A 16,941-nucleotide genomic window follows, 5' to 3' on the forward strand; every position below is an offset into this window, starting at 1 on the left:
AAAGCCGTTCGCAGGACTGCCACGGAAGAGCAAGCCGAAAGAGCTGGACCGTGCGGCTTGGGCCAACGTCATGAAGGCGGCGGTCGAAGAATGCATATCGACAATGGACGAAGTGTGGCCGCTTCTAGATAGGGTTCACAGTGCCCTCGCTCAGAAGAAAAAGGGCGACGCTGTATCGCTAAGCGATCCGGCAGAGGCAATTGCTCAAATATTGGCAAACTTTGACGGTCATCTTCCTCGCCAAGGCGCGGTTCACAAGCTCCCAGGCGTAGGAAAGATCAGCGAAAGCGAGTACTTCCGTCTGAGGAGACTAGCGCACCCGATCGGCGGCGATCTGATCCCATTCTTTCTCGTACTAGCCATGCACTCGGGCTTCAACGAGCAGCCACTTAGAACACTCACCCTGAATGGCATATCGGAGCACTACCCGCTTGGACAAAAGCGAACGGTGATCAAGTCCTCCAAGCGCAGGGCTGGAAGTTCCGCTCAGGGCGCGACACAGCGAGCAGCCTTCCCCGCTAGCGATCACCCGCTAGCGCCTGAAAGATTGATCAGTTTCGTTATTGCTTGGACCAAACGAATCAGAGACTACGCTGCTGGTGAGCTTGCCAATGACTTCTTCCTCCACGCAGTTTCCGAAGGCGGGCGGCACAAGCGCCGAGGAATGCACATCGACTCCTACTCAGCCAGAACCGACGACGTGACCACGCGGGTGACCGGTTACATCACGTTGTTCTGCAAACGAAGGGGGCTTAAGTACTCTGGCTCTCAAGCAAACAGGCTTGCGTTCTCCGAAGCGGTTGATGGGCTGACCGACGGCGACGCCTTCGAGCTCCGAGCAATGCTAGGCCATCGGCTACTGTCAACTGGTCAAGACAGTTACCAGACAACCACGATGCAGCATCGGCAAAAGGAACAGCTGGCAGGAGCCATGACCGCACAGGAGCGCTGGGTGACTTCAAATGGAAAGATCGACACACGCTCCGCCCGAAGTGATCGTGAGCAAACGGCAGCCACGCAGGGCTTCTGCTGTGCAGATCCATTCCAAAGTCCTCAACCAGGGCAGCGCCATGGAAAGCTCTGCACCAGCTATGGTTCCTGTCCTGCATGCCCGCTCGCCGCAGCTGATCCAAACGAAGCCTACGCGCTCGCGCGCTTTCTTCAACTGCAGGAGCTATACGAAGAAGCCAGGGCAGAGCTCGGCAGCGAGATCTGGAGGCGAAAGTTCGAGAATGCCTATCTCGCTCTCCGCGATTCATGGATCCCAGCAGTGAGCACAACTGCGAATCGACAATCAGCGATGATGATCATGCTGACGCCCCTGCCTGGACTTGAATAGTCCGGCTGTACCGCCACTAGCGAATCAATTCTAGAGATATGGCTATGCCCGCAGCAAGAAAGGTCGAAACAGCGCAGGCAGCGACCCTGCATCCTTCCTTCCAAGTTGACTATGACAGTGATGTCTGGACCTTTGCCCAGACCACGGTCGGCCAACAGAAGGAGTTTGTCACAGTTGACTGGGCAATCCCTGTGGCACGCGGAGAGTTGCTCACGGACTACAAGCACAGAGGACTGCTCTCTGAGCTGAAGTGCTACCTCAAGACCGCCATCATTGAGGACACCGTACGTATGACGGTTGGGTCTATCCCTGGCACTTACATGGGCATGAGGGAGCTGGTGAAGTTCATGGGAGAGCGGGAGATCCACTCCCTCTTCGATATCACCACGGCGATGAGCTGGGACTACGTCGAAGGTCTCGAAGAGCAGTACATGACGGCCCGAAGTGATGCCGGTCGAGACAGGGCGTGGACGCATGCGACCGCCTACAAACTCATCCATCCACTTACACAGATCTACGAAATCGCGGACAGCTTGCGCGCCAGAGGCGGACAAGCACCGTGCGAAGCGCCGTTTGACGGAAGAAAGACCTACGACGTCGTGACAGAGCCGCTCGGGCTTGCTCGAACGGGTGGATTGATGCCTGTCCCGGACGAGATCTCGGTACCGATTCTTTCCTACGCATGTGAATGGATTGAGTACGGCTCGGAGGATGTGATCAGACTTCAGGCTGAGGTCATCCCGATGCTGATCGACGCAAGAAGTGCTACGGGACCGAGACGAATCGCCTGCTTTCGTCAGATCAAACGGCACATCGAGGAGTTCCAGATGAGCCCGATCCCAGGGACACTGACACCCTGGCATGAGCCATTGGCCACCATAGATCGGATTGATGACGCTGGTGACGAGCGCGAGATTAGCGGAACTCAGGGCCTGAGACGCCTAATACTAATGACTCAAAGCGCATGCAGTGTCTTGCTGCAGGGATGCACCGGGATTCGAGCTCATGAGCTGATTGGCCTCTCCCTGGACCACGATCCGACGCTACAGCACGGTGTGGTCAAGTCAGTGACGTCGCTAGACGGACTAATGGAGGTGTTCTCCATCTGTGGCATTTCCGCCAAAAGGGAAGCGACTCGCCATGAGTGGACTGCCGGACTGCGCCCGTTGGGCACGAATCACCTGCCGATCGTGCTGAAATCCGTCGAGGTGCTGGTGCGGCTAATGGAGCCTTGGCGAGCACTATCGGGCACTAAGTCACTGATGCTCAGCTTCTCCCACGCCAAGTCCCTTCCATCGGGTCCCGATGGAATCGGCCGAATGACAGCATCCAGAAATTCTCTGCTGCAACGTGAGTTTGCCGTCGAAGCCCTCACGAAGAAGCGTGGCATCGAAACGACGCAAGCTGTTTACGAGGTGAGGTACCTACGCCCGCAGCGATGGAGGATCACCTTTGCGCACTATGTGTTCCGATCCAAGCCGGAACTAATGCCAGCGCTACGGACGCACTTCCGTCACATGAGCGAGCAGATCACGGATCAAGGGTACATTGGAAACGATGCGGCTCTGCTCGAGAACTTGGAAGGAGAGAGAGTCATGGAGACCTCTCGGTTCCTAGTTCAAATCACCCTCGGCAGGCCGATCGGAGGTGGACCGGCGCAGCGTCTTCTCATGCAGCATGCCGAATCAATGACCGAGGCACTGTCCAAGATGGACGGAGAGACGCCGATCGATAAGGCCGTGGCATACGTGAAACTCACCGACCTGCGGATATGGACAGGGACCTACGCAAGTTGCCTGATTGATATGTTGCCTGACCGTTCCAGCTGCAACCCACAAGCAAGCCTCCTCACTGTCCGCGCCTCGCCGAACTTCGGCCTACGGTCGCCCGGCCTGTGCGCGGGGTGCAAGTGCTGCATCATCCTGCCAGAGCATAAGGACTTTTGGGAGGATCGCCTCCTGAAAAATCAGGCCATTGTCCAGATGGAGCGGACCAACTCTAGGGATCAGTATTCCAAGATTGCTATGAGCCGTGTTGTTCAGAGTCGAGCAGTGCTGAGGATGATATCCAACGCTACCGGGGACGCTTCCGATCGTTCCGGCGAAAGTTGACGACATTTGCTCCATCGTCTCTCTTGGTACTCTGCTTCTGAAGCCGGGACACTGCGAGTTGGAGAGATGCGTTGTGGATGTTGGTCTTGTAAAGCAGAGCCTTCAACCTTGCGTTCTCAGCCTTAACCCTGGCGAGCTCTTCAGCTACTGAGCCTCGCCTCTCCTCCTCAGCCAGCTCCTGAATTTTAAGCCAGACGTGCCCAAGTCGAGCGTGCCTTGATCCAAAGCTCCCTCTATTTACTCCTGCCTCTGCCGCGACCGCGGTAGGCGTGATGATCCGATGACCTGCGGCCATCTTTGCCTTCAGCAGTTCATTGGTCGGGCGTCGCTTCACCAGGCGGTCAAGAGCGGCCAATGCCTTATCCTCTACTGAGTTGGGTCTGCTCATTCTGCTGTCCGCTGACGCATCATTGGTAAGCAGATAGCCTACGCCACCTTCGCCGCCCAATCATCTAGGTGGGACAAGGAGAACCTTGAAATCAATCCTGATGCAGTCGCTGCCCGGCGAGACCCACGTTCTTCAGACCCAGATGTTCAGCAACGACTTTGGGACAAGGTCCATTGTGACCATTGCAATGATGAAGCGCCGCAAAGCTTCGTGCCTGATAGGGCGCAGAATGGTTAGGTTGAGGCTATGGGGTCGGGGTCAGCGTTGGGGTACTGGAGCAGATCACCAGCCCTTTCGCACCACGCGTGAGGGCTACATAGAGGTTCTGCACGCTCATGCTCTCCGGATAGAGGACCACGGCAATGTCTGCCTCGAGACCTTTCAGAAGGAGAGTGCTGCCGACTGCTCTGCGCGCAATGGGGCGGCTGAGGTGACGATTTCGCTCGCGGGCATGAAGTGCGGCTCCTAATAGATCTTGCTCTCCGTTGATAACGCTTCGCATGGCTGATCGACAGCAGTGCAGAATCTCGGGCCGATAGACCCGAGTGCCTGTCTGTTCGGCCAAAGCGTCCACCAGCCGCAAGGCGCGCGTCATGGTCCGCTCGGACTCAAAGGCGACTGCCTCAGCTTCTACAGGAGTTGGAGGTGTCCTGGCTCTCCCTCTACGAATGGTACCGACACGCGTCACTAGATTCGCCGTGCCGACGCCCGTCATCATGAGAGCGGAGAAGGTGGCCAAGTCTTGCAGCGCACTAGGAGCCTGAAGATTGAATTGCCTGGCGAAGTTGACGAGGTCTCGCATGTCCACGGCTTCTACCGCCATTGCCCCAGGCGTTTGGCTGGTGAGTTGGTGGCGGCCTTGAACATTCATGGACTCGCCAATTACCAGAACCGTTCCTTGGCTACCAGGCGCATTGGTCCGTGCCGCAGTCAATCTTTGCTGCACTTCACTACCGGCAACCAGCTGGATCCAACGAACGGATGACGGAGCCGTAGTTAGATCAATGGGTAAGCCGGCCGTAAGAGCATGCCTTTGGGATAGCAGCCACTGGCCCAGCTCTTCATTACCTGCAATTTGCCAGCGCCAAGGGGTTCGAAGGCTACCCGCTGCTGGGAAGGACGATTGAACGTCTTGTTCCCAGTGAACCAGCCGATTTCCGCCAAATCCGAAGATGGCCTGCAGAGGGTCACCGAGGACGCACGTGGGCAAAAGCGCAGCGAGGGTGGACACGATGGAGTGCTGAACGGTGCTGCAATCCTGATACTCGTCAACCAAAAGCCGGGCGTAAGTGGCTGCGATGGGTGCAGCGATATGCCCCGAGTCCAAGAGTTGCCGGAATGATTCACGGATCGCGGGGTAGTCGCTACCCGCGTTGTTGAGCTCCAAGAGTTGGGGATGATGGCCACTGCGCGCCGGGAACTTGGCGATGAGACGCATAGCGAATCCATCAATCGTCGACAGCCGATAGGCAGAGCTGGGCACCCCCGCGCGTTTCAAGCGTGTCCTCAACGCGGTGACGCCAGCATTTGTGTGAGTCAGAACAAGGATCGGTCTGTTCCCAGAGTGGGATGCCAGCGCCTCGGCAATCAGCTGGGTTTTGCCGCATCCTGCTGGGGCGGTGATCGATCCGCGTTGGATAGCTAGCAGATCGATTTCAGGCAGCACGGGTAAAGGCCCAGAGTTGGTCTACTACTGCCTTGAAGCTAGCGTCCGCGTTTGCGTAGCCCCGAGAGACGATATCCAGGACGATTGACTGGTAAGTCGTAAGCGACTTGAACCAGCTATTCTTTTTGATACGGGAGACTTCGCCAAGCAGTACGCGAATATCAGGCGGATAGGGTGAATTCGGCCTCAGCGCTTCGATGGACGCCAAAGTTGTTAGACCGTTCGATTTGGCAACCAGCTGTTGGTTCATAAGATCTTCGCCAACACGCTCTTTAGCCTTCAGGAGCAGGGCATCAATCGATGTGTCAGGAAGGCAGAGGAACAGCTCGTCCTCCAACGTCATTCCTGCCCGCCAAGTCACGAGGCTGCCGCCTGATTGAAGATATGCTTCTGCAACACCTGGAGCGGCAGGTTTGTCAGCGTCTATGAAGACGAGGACTCGGTAACCCAGATCCATAAGCGCAGTCGCTCGGGCAAAAGCGTTGTCCGGAGTGCCTCCGCCTGCATTGACGTATGCACCACCTAAAGCCAAGAAAGAGGATTCTTTGCTGGCTACCCCCCATAGATCGAGGCCACGCACAAACCCTACCTCGCTTGCTCCCTCGCACACAATCACAGACTTCGCCAGAAAGGCCTCCGGGTCAGTGCGCAGCGTGCTTTGAATCTCGTCGGTCGAGCCAGCGGAAATGACGACATGGCCAGCCGGTCGTGGCCGAACTACAAGCAGCTGCTCACCTGAAAGCTCACGAAGTGCCACAGGGGAGTGTGTTGTGAGAAACGCTTGGAGAGGCGGCGGCGTCTCCTTGGCTCCCAAGGAATCCAGCAGCCGCATGAGCCGATGGGGCTCTAACCCATATTCCACCTCATCCACCAAGGCAATCGGCGCTGACTCCGCCGCGGCCCGTTGAAGTCCCGTCACCAAGAGTCGAGAAGAACCCGTACCAAGGGACCGAAGGGGGATGCCTGCCTCGCTGTGAAGCGCGATGGCGCCTTCGCCGATGGAGACGGAGTGCGAGTCGAGTAAGGCCTGCGGCATCGATCCGACGTCAACTCCAAGGCTCTGGGCAGTTGTCCGGACGATTCCGAGTGTCTGACTCAGGTGGGGCGATGCTTGAGCGCCAAAGTTGGCGCGCGCCTGACGCGCTGCTAGAGCGAGCTGGGCTCCCAATTCTGCGCGCTCGTCTGTTAGCCGGTTGAGCACCGACCCGCGGCTCCAAGATAAGTTGGAGCTTGTAAAGCTGCCGATGCGTGCCGGAGCTAACACGATGCGTTCTTTCCAAGGCAGGCTTCGTTCCAAGCCTTGTTGAAGCGACCTATCGGAGATCAGCGTCCAGCTGGGCTCAAGGTCCGCCCCGACTTGAAGCAGCAGCGTAAGCACTGTCTCCAACCCCGCGGCGGGTTCGTCTTCTAGGGTGTCAAATACCGAATCGAATCCTCGCAAGAAGTCGCCATAGACATCAATGTCCATCAGCGATGCCGGCAGTTCCCCGAATGTCACGGCAATACGAATGGGCTCTGAGACATCGAGGTCAAAAAAGTCCATGTCGCCGAAGGAAATGCTTCGTCGAGCACCCAAGCACAGGTCGATGGCATCGAGGATGGTGGACTTGCCACTATCGCCAGGACCGATCAAACAGTTGATGCCCGGGGCGGGCGACCAGTCGAGCGCCTTGATGGATCGAAAGTTCCGAATGGCCAAATGGCGAATTCGAGGCATGGGGCGTCCTGTAAGAGGCTTGGTCAACGGTCCGTGTAGGACGCAGACTGACACCAACTCCTACTACGCCCCTGAGGCAATCCTAGCCCTAAAGCGTTCTGCCAGTCATTGGCTCATTGGTGGAACTTGGCGCCACGCCGAGCTGCTTCGCGAACTTCCCTAACCTGTAACGCGGCAACACTGAGAGAGCGGTTCCAGGTCGCTTCTTCCGTGGTCACCTGCCCGCTTGCAGGCGACGGAGGTCCGTTCATCGCCAACAGCGGACTTCCCTGAGCGAAGGAAATTGGTTCGCGAAGCTGAATAGGCTTAAGCTGGTGTCCGCCCGGCGCGCGGCGGTGCTAGGATTCGGCCATGGACATCGGTCGGACAACCTTAACCGTCGGCGTCGCCATAGTCGCGGTTTCTTGCGGCGGGTCCCAGGGGCGCTGGACTGCCTTTGTCTATCCGCCCGGCGCGTCCACTCAGGAAGTCCGTCACGCTGTTTATGGCGATTACGACACCTTCGAGCATTGCCAGGCGGCTGCAATAGCCGCCCTGAGAAATAGCCCTCCACTGCCAGGGGCGCAGGAAGTGGGATCTTACGAATGTGGGCGCGCGTGTCGATATGACGTCGACATGGACTTGTACGTCTGCGACCAAACTCGCAAGTAGGTAGCTCCGTGCTCGCCGCCCGCCTGGCGCCTTGGTCAGCCTGGCCAGCGTGTGTGAAGTTGATCGATGACAAACCGGTGACGGTGCGTGCCATCCACGTCTCGGTGTGCCAAGAGGTGCGGGTCGTCCTCAGCAAGATGTTCGTGCTTATGCGCTATCTCCTCTGGATCGTGCGCCGGCCATCTGCGCCACGCGGCGACCAAACCGAGTGTGGCCAGAATCCCCAAGGCGGCCAAGGCAACATGCAAGCCGTAGCGCGCACCAACCCACCCGGCGAGTGGATAGGCGATCAACCAGCAAACATGCGATAGGGAAAATTGGGCAGCGAAGAGGAATGGTAGATCGGCGGACTCAGCCGAACGCCGCAGCAGCCGCCCGCCGGGGGTAACCAAGCCGGCATACGCCATGCCCAGCAGCGTCCAGGCCGGAATGACCGCCGTCCACCCGGGATGTCCCTTCAGGGCAAACCAGACGCCAAGGAAGGTAACCAGGACAACTGACATGAACAGTCCTGCAGCCAACATTACTGTCCGGTCCGAAATGCGGTCGAGAACCTTCGGAAGAAGAAGTGCGACCAGCATGGACCCGCCTCCGAAGGCCGCCAGCGCCCATGCAACCTGCTCCTCCGCCCCGCCCAGAACGGTGCGGACCATAACCACCGTATTGACGAACACCATCGCGCCGCCGGCTGCGGCGCAGAGGTTCAACGCGAGCAGGCCCTGCAATCGCGGTGTGCGGAGGTAGATTCGCATTCCACGGATGGCTCGGGCATAGGGACCGTCCTTGGAAGAGACCGCAGCGAGGGCCGGGAAGGTGGTGGACGCGACGAGCAGCGCCGAGAGGATGAAACCTACCGAGGTACCAGCGAACAGCCCGTGGAAGCTAATGATCGTCAGCAGTGCGGCAGCAAGCGCCGGGCTCAGCAGGCTTTCAAGGTCATATGCCAATCGGGAAAGTGAGAGCGCACGGGTGTAATCACGCTCTTCTTGAAGAATTTCGGGGATGGTGGATTGAAACAGCGGCGTGAAACATGCCGATGCCGACTGCAGCACAGCGATGAGGACATACACCTGCCAGATCTCGGTGACGAAGGGCAGGCAGACCGCCACAACCGCACGAACCAGATCGAGTGCGATCAGCACCCGCTTGCGCAGCCGTGCAGGGACCAACGCTCCTGAAACGGGCGCCAAGGTCACGTACACGACCATCTTGATCGCCAGCGCGGTGCCCAACACCGCTCCGGCCTGGCTGCCAGCGAGGTCGTAGGCCAGGAGGGCAAGGGCGACAGTCGCCAAGCCGGTTCCGACCAGGGCGACTATCTGGGCACCAAACAGGCGCCGAAACGCCGGGTGACTCAGTACTTCGAGCATGGGATTGTCCTGGTAGCAACGTTCTGACGGCACCAACCCGTGTGCGCCCTTTTGCCCGGATTCAGGGCAGAGGCGGCAGACAGGCGGAGTGTACGCCCACCACTGTTCGGGTCGAGGTGACGACCCCGCCGGAATGGCAGGGTCGTTGGCTAAATCCGAGTGGATTTACTTCTTCTTCGGAGCTGCCTGTGCGTCGCAACGTTCCTTCAGCGCCTTGGTCTGGGCATCCTTGAGGTCCACCTTGTACTTCGAACGGTCGGCAAGCTGTTCGCAAGTCGTCGGCTTGGCCTTGGGAGCAGCCGGGGGAGCCGGATCGGCATGGAGGGCAGGATCATGAGCGGATGCCGTGGTGAAAAGGGACATGCTGAAAAGCAGGCCGGCAATTACTGCGCTATGAGTTTTCATGTTGTTTCTCCTCGGGTTGGGTCGGCGAAGTGCCGGGTGTTACGGCTGATAGATGTCGGCTTGGTAGCCCACAAGTTCGATGCTCACGGTCACCGGCGTGTCGCTTCGGTTCTGCCAGTACCACCCATGAGTTCCTTCAAATGGCGCGACGAAGGTGCCGTGCGCCTCCCGCTGCGCAGCTTCGACGGCGTAGCTGGTCCATGCACCCTTCACGTCGGGCCGCTCACCATGCATATCGACTGCTACATCACCGGTCGCCTTCCAGCTGAACAGCATTCCCGCGCCAGCAGCCATGTGGGATTTGACCTCTTTGCCTTTCCCCGGCTCCAGCGTGATCGTCATCGCGTCCTGGCGAAGCTCACCGTTGGTGAGCGATACCGCGGCTGGATCAAGCGATTGCCCCTTGTTCGCCCCGAACGCAGCCGCAGCCTTTTCCGCCAAGGTGGTCGCTGCGTCCGATGCTGTCGAGGACGTCGGCGTAGCCGGGTCTGCGGCGGTGCTTCCGCCGTCTGCCAGGGCAGTCAGGCCCAGCGCTCGGCCGATCCCGGTGGGATCAATGCCGTACTCCGCCGGCAGAACGGCCGTAACGAGAAGCGCGCCGGCAATGGCGGCAGCGACAAGGGTCGACTTCAGCAGGCGGCCAGTCGTGGGAAGTGGTTGATTGATAGTGATTGACATGATGGGTCTCGGTCAGAAATCAGGAAGCGAAGTAGCCGGTGAGCTGCATGCCGATGAGCACGAAGCCGGCCGTCATCAAGATGGTGTTCACGCCGTAGGCCTGGCGGTTGAAGGAAGGCAGCCGACGCCAGAAGCCCATCACGATCAAGATGCCGGCAAGCGCCAGAAGTTGGCCGAGCTCAACGCCCACGTTGAACGCAAGCATGTTGGGGACCAGCCCGTCCGGCGATAGCGAGAAGTCCTGAAGCTTCGTGGCCAGGCCGAAGCCGTGGAAGAAGCCGAAGACAAGGACTGCAATCTTGGTGTTGGGTTGCACGCCGAACCACCGCTTGAACGCGCCCATGTTGTCCAAGGCCTTGTAGACCACCGAGAGACCGATGATCGCGTCGACCAGATAGGCGTCGACATGAAAGCCGCCGAGCACGCCGAGCAGCAGCGTCGTGCTGTGGCCAATGGCGAACAAGGTGACGTAGATGCTCACGTCCCGCATGCGGTATAGGAAGAAGATCACCCCGAACAGAAATAGAAGGTGGTCGTATCCAGTCACCATGTGCTTGGCGCCAAGGTAGGTAAACGCGATCAGTTGCCTACCGGTGCTTTCTTCAAGGAAGGCCTGGTCTCCCTCGCTTACACCGTGCGCGAACGCCGCAAACGGCAGGAGGACTGCGGCAAGCATCGAAAGCCAAGCAAAGAGCTTGTTGGAAGAAGTCAAAGACAAGTTCCTTGTGCAGAAAGGGGACGGGTGGTTCATGAGGAGCGACTTTCCAGAACAGAATCTTCGCGGTGAACCAATCGATACAGCGCCGGCAGCACGAGAAGTGTCAGCAGCGTTGAAGAGATGATTCCGCCGATAACAACAGTGGCGAGCGGACGCTGAACTTCCGCGCCAGCACCGACGTTCAGGGCCATAGGAAGGAAGCCCAGACTCGCCACCAAGGCCGTCATCAGGACTGGCCGGAGGCGGGTAAGAGCACCTTCGGTGACAGCCTTGTGCAGGGGGACGCCTTCTTCCCGCAGGTTCTTGATGAAGCTGATCATTACCAGGCCATTGAGCACGGCAACGCCCGAAAGAGCGATGAAGCCCACACCTGCGGAGATGGACATGGGAATGTCGCGCAGCCACAGCGCCACCACGCCCCCGGTCAGTGCAAGCGGCACGCCACTGAATACGATCGCAGCGTCCTTCCCTGAGCCGAATGCCATGAACAACAATCCGAAGATCATCACCAGAACCACTGGCACGACGACGGACAGCCGCTTGCTTGCCGAGATCAACTGCTCAAACGTGCCGCCGTACTCGATCCAGTACCCTTCCGGCAGCTGGACCTCCTGTCCGACCTTGGTGCGCAACTCCTCGACAAAGGACCCTAAGTCGCGCCCGCGCACATTGCTTGTGATCACCACCCTGCGTTTACCATTCTCACGGCTGATCTGGTTCGGACCAGGCGCGATCTCGACCTTGGCCAACTGGCCCAGCGGCACGAAGCTGCGCTCTTGGCCTGTGCTCACCCCGGGCGCGACGGCCACAGGTAGTGACGCCAGTGTCCGGACGTCCTGGCGAAGGTTCTCCGACAGACGAACCACGATATCGAAGCGCCGATCGCCTTCGAACACCTGGCCGACCGATTCACCTCCCAGCGCCACCGAGATGGTCTTCTGCACGTCGTCAATGGCTACGCCGTATCGTGCAAGTGCATCCAGGTCCGGCGTGATCGTCATCAATGGCAGACCGGTGATCTGCTCAAGTTTCACGTCGGCCGCTCCCTGGATCTCACTGGCAACGTTCTCTACCTGGCTGCCGATGGTTGCCAGTTGCTCCAGGTCGTCGCCGTACAGCTTGACAGCAACCTCAGCCCGAACGCCCGCAATGAGCTCGTTCATCCGCATCTGCACCGGCTGGGTGAACTCATAGTTGTTGCCAGGAATGGCGCGAACCACTTTCTCGAGCTCGGCAACAAGCTGTGCCTTCGGCTTGCGCGGATCAGGCCATTGGTCCCGATCTTTGAGCATGATGAAGGTGTCGGCTACGGAGGGGGGCATGGGATCGGTGGCCACCTCGGCAGTGCCGATCTTTGCGACGACTTCATCTACCTCGGGGAACTGTTTGATCGCCGCTTCCAGCTGACGTTGCATGCCGATCGCCTGGGTCAAGCTGGTCCCTGGAATTCGAAGCGCATGCAAGGCGATATCGCCCTCATCCAGGTTCGGAATGAACTCGGTGCCGAGGCGACTTGCAAGCAGGCCCGCCAGGACGGTGAGCACCGCAGCAGAGGCCACCACTACCTTGCGTGCATTGACGGCACGCTCAAGCATCGGGCCATACACGTTGGTGACTCGGCGCATGGCTTTGGTTTCCTTCTCCGAAACCTTTCCCGTTACGAACTGAGCCACAGCGGCAGGCACGAATGTCAAGGACAGTGCCATGGCACCGGTAAGCGCGATGACCACGGTAAGCGCCATCGGGTGGAACATCTTCCCTTCCACGCCGGAGAGGGCAAAGATCGGGATGTAGACCGCCGCGATGATGAAAAGGCCGAACAGGCTTGGCTTGATCACCTCTGCACTGGCACTTGCCGCCAAGGAAAATCGTTCTTCCCGAGTCAACAAACGGCCCTGAAGGTGTTGCCGCTCGCCAAAGCGACGCAGGCAGTTCTCTACGATGATGACTGCCCCATCGACGATCAAGCCAAAATCCAGTGCGCCCAGGCTCATCAGATTCGCAGAGACGCGATTCTGGACCATGCCTGTGATCGTCAGCAGCATCGTCAATGGAATGACCGCCGCAGTGATCAGTGCCGCACGAAGATTGCCCAAAAGCAGGAAGAGCACCGCGATGACGAGCAAGGCGCCTTCGAGGAGGTTCTTCTTCACCGTCTCGATGGTCCGATCCACCAGTTCGGTTCTGTCATACACAGGATGCGCCCGAACGCCGTCAGGCAGCGTAGCGTCGATGTCCTTGAGCTTGGCCGCGGTTCGCTGAGCCACGTCCCGGCTGTTTTCGCCGATGAGCATGAACGCCGTACCAAGGACCACTTCGTTGCCATCCTTGGTTGCCGCGCCTGTACGAAGTTCGGTGCCTTCTACAACTTCTGCCAGATCGCCAACACGCAATGGCATGCCATCACGGTTAGCCACTACGATCTTGCGCAAACCCGCCATGTCGGCCACTTGGCCCGGCACGCGTACCAAGTACTGCTCACCGCTTTTCTCGATGTAGCCGGCACCCACGTTAGTGTTGCTGCGGGCCACGGCTTCGAGCACATCCTGCAGCGTCAGTCCGTATGCTTGGAGCTTCTTCGGGTCCGGCGTGATGTGAAACTGGCGAACATAGCCTCCGACGGTGTTGACCTCGGTTACGCCTTTCAAGTGGCGCATCTGCGGTCGGATCACCCAGTCCTGCAGCGTACGAAGCGCCATTGGTGTCCACGTCTCTTCAGCACCGGACTCCGCTTCCACGGTGTACATGAAGATCTCACCCAGGCCCGTCGCTACCGGTCCAAGGCTTGGCTTTAGTCCCACGGGCAATTGGGATCCCGCTTGCTGAAGTCTCTCTGCGACCTGCTGACGGGCGAAGTAGATATCTGTGCCATCTTCAAACACGACCGTGACCTGAGACAGGCCGTAGCGTGAGATGGAACGGGTGTATTCCAGCTTTGCCAACCCGGCCAACGCTGTTTCGACCGGGAAGGTGACCCGTTGCTCGGCCTCCAGCGGTGAGTAGCCCGGAGCTTCGGTGTTGATCTGCACCTGGACATTGGTAATGTCAGGAACGGCGTCGATGGGAAGCTTGCTGTAGTTCCAGATCCCAAGGCCTGAGAGGGCCAGGACCAGAAGGAGCACAAGCCATCTGTGCGCGATAGACGCGCGAATGATTCGCTCTAGCATGGTGCGTCCTTAGTGGTCGTGGCTTGCGCCGGACTTTTCGATGTCGGCACGAATCAGGTAGCTCTGCTCGGAAACGTACCGGGTTCCCGGCTTAAGCCCTTTCAGTACCTCCACGCGATCGCCATCGCGCCTACCCAGTTCAAGCATCCGCACCTCATAGCTGTTGCCCACTTGGGCGAATACCACGGTGAAGTCCCGAAAACGCTGCAGGCCCGATTCCTTTACTGTTAATGGAACCTCCGTTTCCGCGATGACGACTTCGGCGGATACGGCCATTCCTGGTCGCCACCTGCCCTCGCTGTTGGTAAGGGCCACACGTGCCACCACGGTCTGGCCAGCGCTGGCCAACGGAAGGATGCCCTGCAGCTTTCCCGTTGCTTCCAAACCGCCTGTTGCCGAGCGAATGGTCACCATCTGGCCTGGCGACAGTCGCTCGGCATCGCTTCCCAGCGCACGCAGGTCCACCCAGACCTCCGAAAGGTCGGCAATTTCAAACAGCGTGTTGTCGGCAGCGACATCGCCTACCGACGTGCTGCGCGCGAGTACGACTCCACTGAAAGGTGCCGTGACGGAGTAGGTCCGCATGCTGTCATTGCCCTCGACTGTGGCCAACGTCTGACCAGCCGAGACGCGTTGTCCCATCTCGACCGCCACACTGCGGACCACGCCAGGGAAGCGTGCCTTGACCGCAGCAAATCGGCCGGTGTCGACCGCGACGTTGCCCATGAGGGAAACGGTGTCCCGGATGGTCCCCGGTTCGGCGGACTCGACCACGACACCTGCGTCGGCAGCGGCTTTCGGATCTATCGTGGTGCGCCCTTCATAGGAGGCGTAAGACCAGGCGTAGTTCTTTCCACCCACCACCGCATCGGCTTTGACATCAAAGGAATGCGGCTCGACCACCTCCCCGCTGCCGACCAGGTAGTCCTTCTCTGGAATAAAGCTGAAGTTGTTGACTTCGCCGTCCAGACGCTTGAGTTGTATCGTCGCTTTGACTTCTCCAGGTGCCAGCGGTTTGTCGTTGCGATAGGCATACAGCCGGAAATGAGGCGGGGTATTGGTTTCGTAAACAGTTACTTCAAGGGCGAAGTCGCCGTCGCGAAGCATGCGACCGCGATGCGGCCCTCGCTCATAGTCGCCTGCGGTCGCAGCAGTGTCCTCTGGCTTTGCTCGTTGCGACGATTCGTTGCCACCGCACGCAGCCAGGGCAATTGGAAGCAGGATCAGGAATACGTATCGGTTCATGGGCGAATGTCCAAGGCAGAAGCGGTGAGGCGGTCGGCCTCGACCAGGAGACGGAGATAGCGCGCGGCGGCTTCGACTTCCCGTTCGCGAAGATCGAAGAGCCTTTGCTGAGCCTGGCTGAGTACCAGGAAGGAGAAGCGTCCTTCCTCAAAGCCCCTGCGGCTCTGATCAAAGGCCTGCTGGGCCTTTGGCAACTGACGCTGGCGCACTGACTCCACTTCCGATTGCGCTTGCTTGAGCTGTTGGTAGATGCCAAACAGCTCCTGACGCATTTCCAGCATCTGCGCCTGGCGCCGGTATTTGAGAGAGGTGAGTTCGTAGTCCGCTTCAGCCACGGAGAAGTCCGATCGCCGACGGCTCCCCAACGGGACGGAGACGGACATCACCAGGCCGCTGTCCTTGGTGGCTTCCAGTCGGCGGATGCCGAGGCCAACGCTGACATCCGGCTTGGCGCTAGCGCGGGCGATCTCCCTCCTTGCATCTATAACTCCGGCTTGAGCGTCCAAGGCGCGCTGTTGTGGTGTCGTGGCGAGGCGCCGGCTCAGATCATCAAAATCATCCAGAGGGGGAAGGACCGCGGTATCCCCTGCAACCGAGCCGAAATCCGGACTTGGCGCCCCCCACGTGGCAGCCAGCGACATTCGCGCGCTTTCCAGAGCCTGCAATGCCTGCTCCCGCTTCAGCTCGGCATCGAGCAGGGCGATCTCGGCGGATCTCAGGTCCGAGTCGGGATTGCGGGCGGCCGCGACCCAACGGGCCACTTCACGGCGCATGGCGCTGGCCATTTTGATGCGCTCTTCGGCGTGCTCGACATGCTCCTGGGCGGCCAGCACGTCGACGAAACGCCCTGCGGCCAAAGTTGCGATAGCGATACGGGTGACGTCCGCTTCGCTTCGGGCAGCGTCCACCTCGGCGCCGCCGAGCGCTTGGCGCGCAGCCCGCTTCCCACCCAGTTCTAGAACCTTGGAGATGCGGAAGGTGGATTCGGCGGCGTCTAGGCCGCTCAGGCCGCCTGAGCCAGCCACGTTTTCAAGCTCGCCGCCCAGCACGAGCGGCGTAGGCAATGCCTCCCGGCCCGCCCGGCTTCTGACAGCTTCCAGTCGAGCGGTGTCTGCCTGGACGCTGGGATGGGTGCCGAGGGCGCGGGCGACCACATCCTCCAAGCGCAGCACTTCAGCGGCATGGCCAGGCACGGCCACACCGTAGGCGCCGGCTATGGCGAGCGCCCACAAACTACGTAATTTCACGGAAAATCTCCGACGATGGTCATGACGACGCGCTGCCGGCCAACATTGGGTGGACAGCGCGCTCAGGCCGCTACAGCGCGGCAGGTGTCGTCAGACGATCGGAGGTCTGAATGGCGAGCCGCGATGACCAGAGGGCTCATCGACGGAGTGCAGGCCGGGCAGTAAAGATGCCGGCGGAACAGTTGCTAGGTTCAGATTCGAAGACACCAGCATGCCGGCAAAGCTCACATCGGCCTGGT

At 59.5% G+C, this 16,941-nt stretch carries 12 protein-coding genes; 2 read left to right on the forward strand and 10 right to left on the reverse strand.

The window, feature by feature from the left end; all coding sequences use genetic code 11:
- Both AB839_RS21760 and AB839_RS19755 read left to right on the forward strand, forming a co-directional pair.
- Positions 1 to 1,339 (forward strand): hypothetical protein (locus AB839_RS21760; RefSeq protein ID WP_061480644.1); only part of this gene is annotated, 1,339 nt, incomplete at its 5' end.
- A gap of 38 nt (positions 1,340 to 1,377) precedes the next feature.
- Positions 1,378 to 3,450 (forward strand): hypothetical protein, encoded by a 2,073-nt coding sequence (locus AB839_RS19755; protein ID WP_005414981.1) that lies wholly within the window; start codon positions 1,378 to 1,380, stop codon positions 3,448 to 3,450.
- Here the strand turns inward: AB839_RS19755 and AB839_RS21615 are convergent.
- From AB839_RS21615 to AB839_RS19800, 10 genes are all read right to left on the reverse strand, one after another.
- The gene (locus tag AB839_RS21615) at positions 3,413 to 3,838 is read right to left on the reverse strand and encodes a hypothetical protein (protein WP_125892599.1); all 426 of its coding nucleotides are present in this window, start codon (positions 3,836 to 3,838) and stop codon (positions 3,413 to 3,415) included. The two genes, AB839_RS19755 and AB839_RS21615, sit on opposite strands and share 38 nt — an antisense overlap.
- Positions 3,839 to 4,082: 244 nt before the next feature.
- Positions 4,083 to 5,504 carry a UvrD-helicase domain-containing protein gene (locus tag AB839_RS21320; protein ID WP_012478642.1) on the reverse strand — a complete coding sequence of 474 codons (1,422 nt, stop codon included), beginning with the start codon at positions 5,502 to 5,504 and terminating at the stop codon, positions 4,083 to 4,085.
- Positions 5,494 to 7,221, reverse strand: coding sequence for an ATP-binding protein (locus AB839_RS19765; protein ID WP_005414983.1), 1,728 nt, complete (start codon positions 7,219 to 7,221; stop codon positions 5,494 to 5,496). Before AB839_RS19765 ends, AB839_RS21320 begins: the two co-directional genes overlap by 11 nt.
- A gap of 686 nt (positions 7,222 to 7,907) precedes the next feature.
- Positions 7,908 to 9,242, reverse strand: a complete 1,335-nt coding sequence (locus AB839_RS19770; RefSeq protein WP_005414984.1) for an MFS transporter — start codon at positions 9,240 to 9,242, stop codon at positions 7,908 to 7,910.
- A gap of 165 nt (positions 9,243 to 9,407) precedes the next feature.
- On the reverse strand, positions 9,408 to 9,647 hold the full coding sequence (locus AB839_RS19775; protein ID WP_005414985.1) for a hypothetical protein: 240 nt from the start codon (positions 9,645 to 9,647) through the stop codon (positions 9,408 to 9,410).
- Positions 9,648 to 9,686: 39 nt separating this feature from the next.
- Complete coding sequence (locus AB839_RS19780) at positions 9,687 to 10,325, reverse strand: hypothetical protein (RefSeq protein WP_046272255.1); 639 nt, start codon at positions 10,323 to 10,325, stop codon at positions 9,687 to 9,689.
- 19 nt (positions 10,326 to 10,344) lie between these two features.
- Complete coding sequence (locus AB839_RS19785; protein ID WP_012478644.1) at positions 10,345 to 11,076, reverse strand: HupE/UreJ family protein; 732 nt, start codon at positions 11,074 to 11,076, stop codon at positions 10,345 to 10,347.
- The gene (locus AB839_RS19790; RefSeq protein ID WP_012478645.1) at positions 11,073 to 14,210 is read right to left on the reverse strand and encodes a CusA/CzcA family heavy metal efflux RND transporter; all 3,138 of its coding nucleotides are present in this window, start codon (positions 14,208 to 14,210) and stop codon (positions 11,073 to 11,075) included. The genes AB839_RS19785 and AB839_RS19790 overlap by 4 nt, the downstream gene beginning before the upstream one ends.
- Before the next feature lie 9 nt (positions 14,211 to 14,219).
- The gene (locus tag AB839_RS19795) at positions 14,220 to 15,455 is read right to left on the reverse strand and encodes an efflux RND transporter periplasmic adaptor subunit (protein ID WP_005411786.1); all 1,236 of its coding nucleotides are present in this window, start codon (positions 15,453 to 15,455) and stop codon (positions 14,220 to 14,222) included.
- Positions 15,452 to 16,702, reverse strand: a complete 1,251-nt coding sequence (locus AB839_RS19800; protein WP_012478646.1) for a TolC family protein — start codon at positions 16,700 to 16,702, stop codon at positions 15,452 to 15,454. Before AB839_RS19800 ends, AB839_RS19795 begins: the two co-directional genes overlap by 4 nt.
- Between the last annotated feature and the right edge of the window lie 239 nt (positions 16,703 to 16,941).

Source organism: Stenotrophomonas sp. DDT-1 (assembly GCF_001580555.1).
GTDB classification, from domain to species: Bacteria; Pseudomonadota; Gammaproteobacteria; order Xanthomonadales; family Xanthomonadaceae; genus Stenotrophomonas; species Stenotrophomonas sepilia.

Excerpts from the sequence above, each read along its gene's own strand:
- AB839_RS19755 (WP_005414981.1), top strand. The coding sequence starts at position 1,378 with ATGGCTATGCCCGCAGCAAGAAAGGTCGAAACAGCGCAGGCAGCGACC.
- AB839_RS21615 (WP_125892599.1), bottom strand. The coding sequence starts at position 3,838 with ATGAGCAGACCCAACTCAGTAGAGGATAAGGCATTGGCCGCTCTTGAC.
- AB839_RS19765 (WP_005414983.1), bottom strand. The coding sequence starts at position 7,221 with ATGCCTCGAATTCGCCATTTGGCCATTCGGAACTTTCGATCCATCAAG.
- AB839_RS19770 (WP_005414984.1), bottom strand. The coding sequence starts at position 9,242 with ATGCTCGAAGTACTGAGTCACCCGGCGTTTCGGCGCCTGTTTGGTGCC.
- AB839_RS19775 (WP_005414985.1), bottom strand. The coding sequence starts at position 9,647 with ATGAAAACTCATAGCGCAGTAATTGCCGGCCTGCTTTTCAGCATGTCC.
- AB839_RS19780 (WP_046272255.1), bottom strand. The coding sequence starts at position 10,325 with ATGTCAATCACTATCAATCAACCACTTCCCACGACTGGCCGCCTGCTG.
- AB839_RS19785 (WP_012478644.1), bottom strand. The coding sequence starts at position 11,076 with ATGAACCACCCGTCCCCTTTCTGCACAAGGAACTTGTCTTTGACTTCT.
- AB839_RS19790 (WP_012478645.1), bottom strand. The coding sequence starts at position 14,210 with ATGCTAGAGCGAATCATTCGCGCGTCTATCGCGCACAGATGGCTTGTG.
- AB839_RS19795 (WP_005411786.1), bottom strand. The coding sequence starts at position 15,455 with ATGAACCGATACGTATTCCTGATCCTGCTTCCAATTGCCCTGGCTGCG.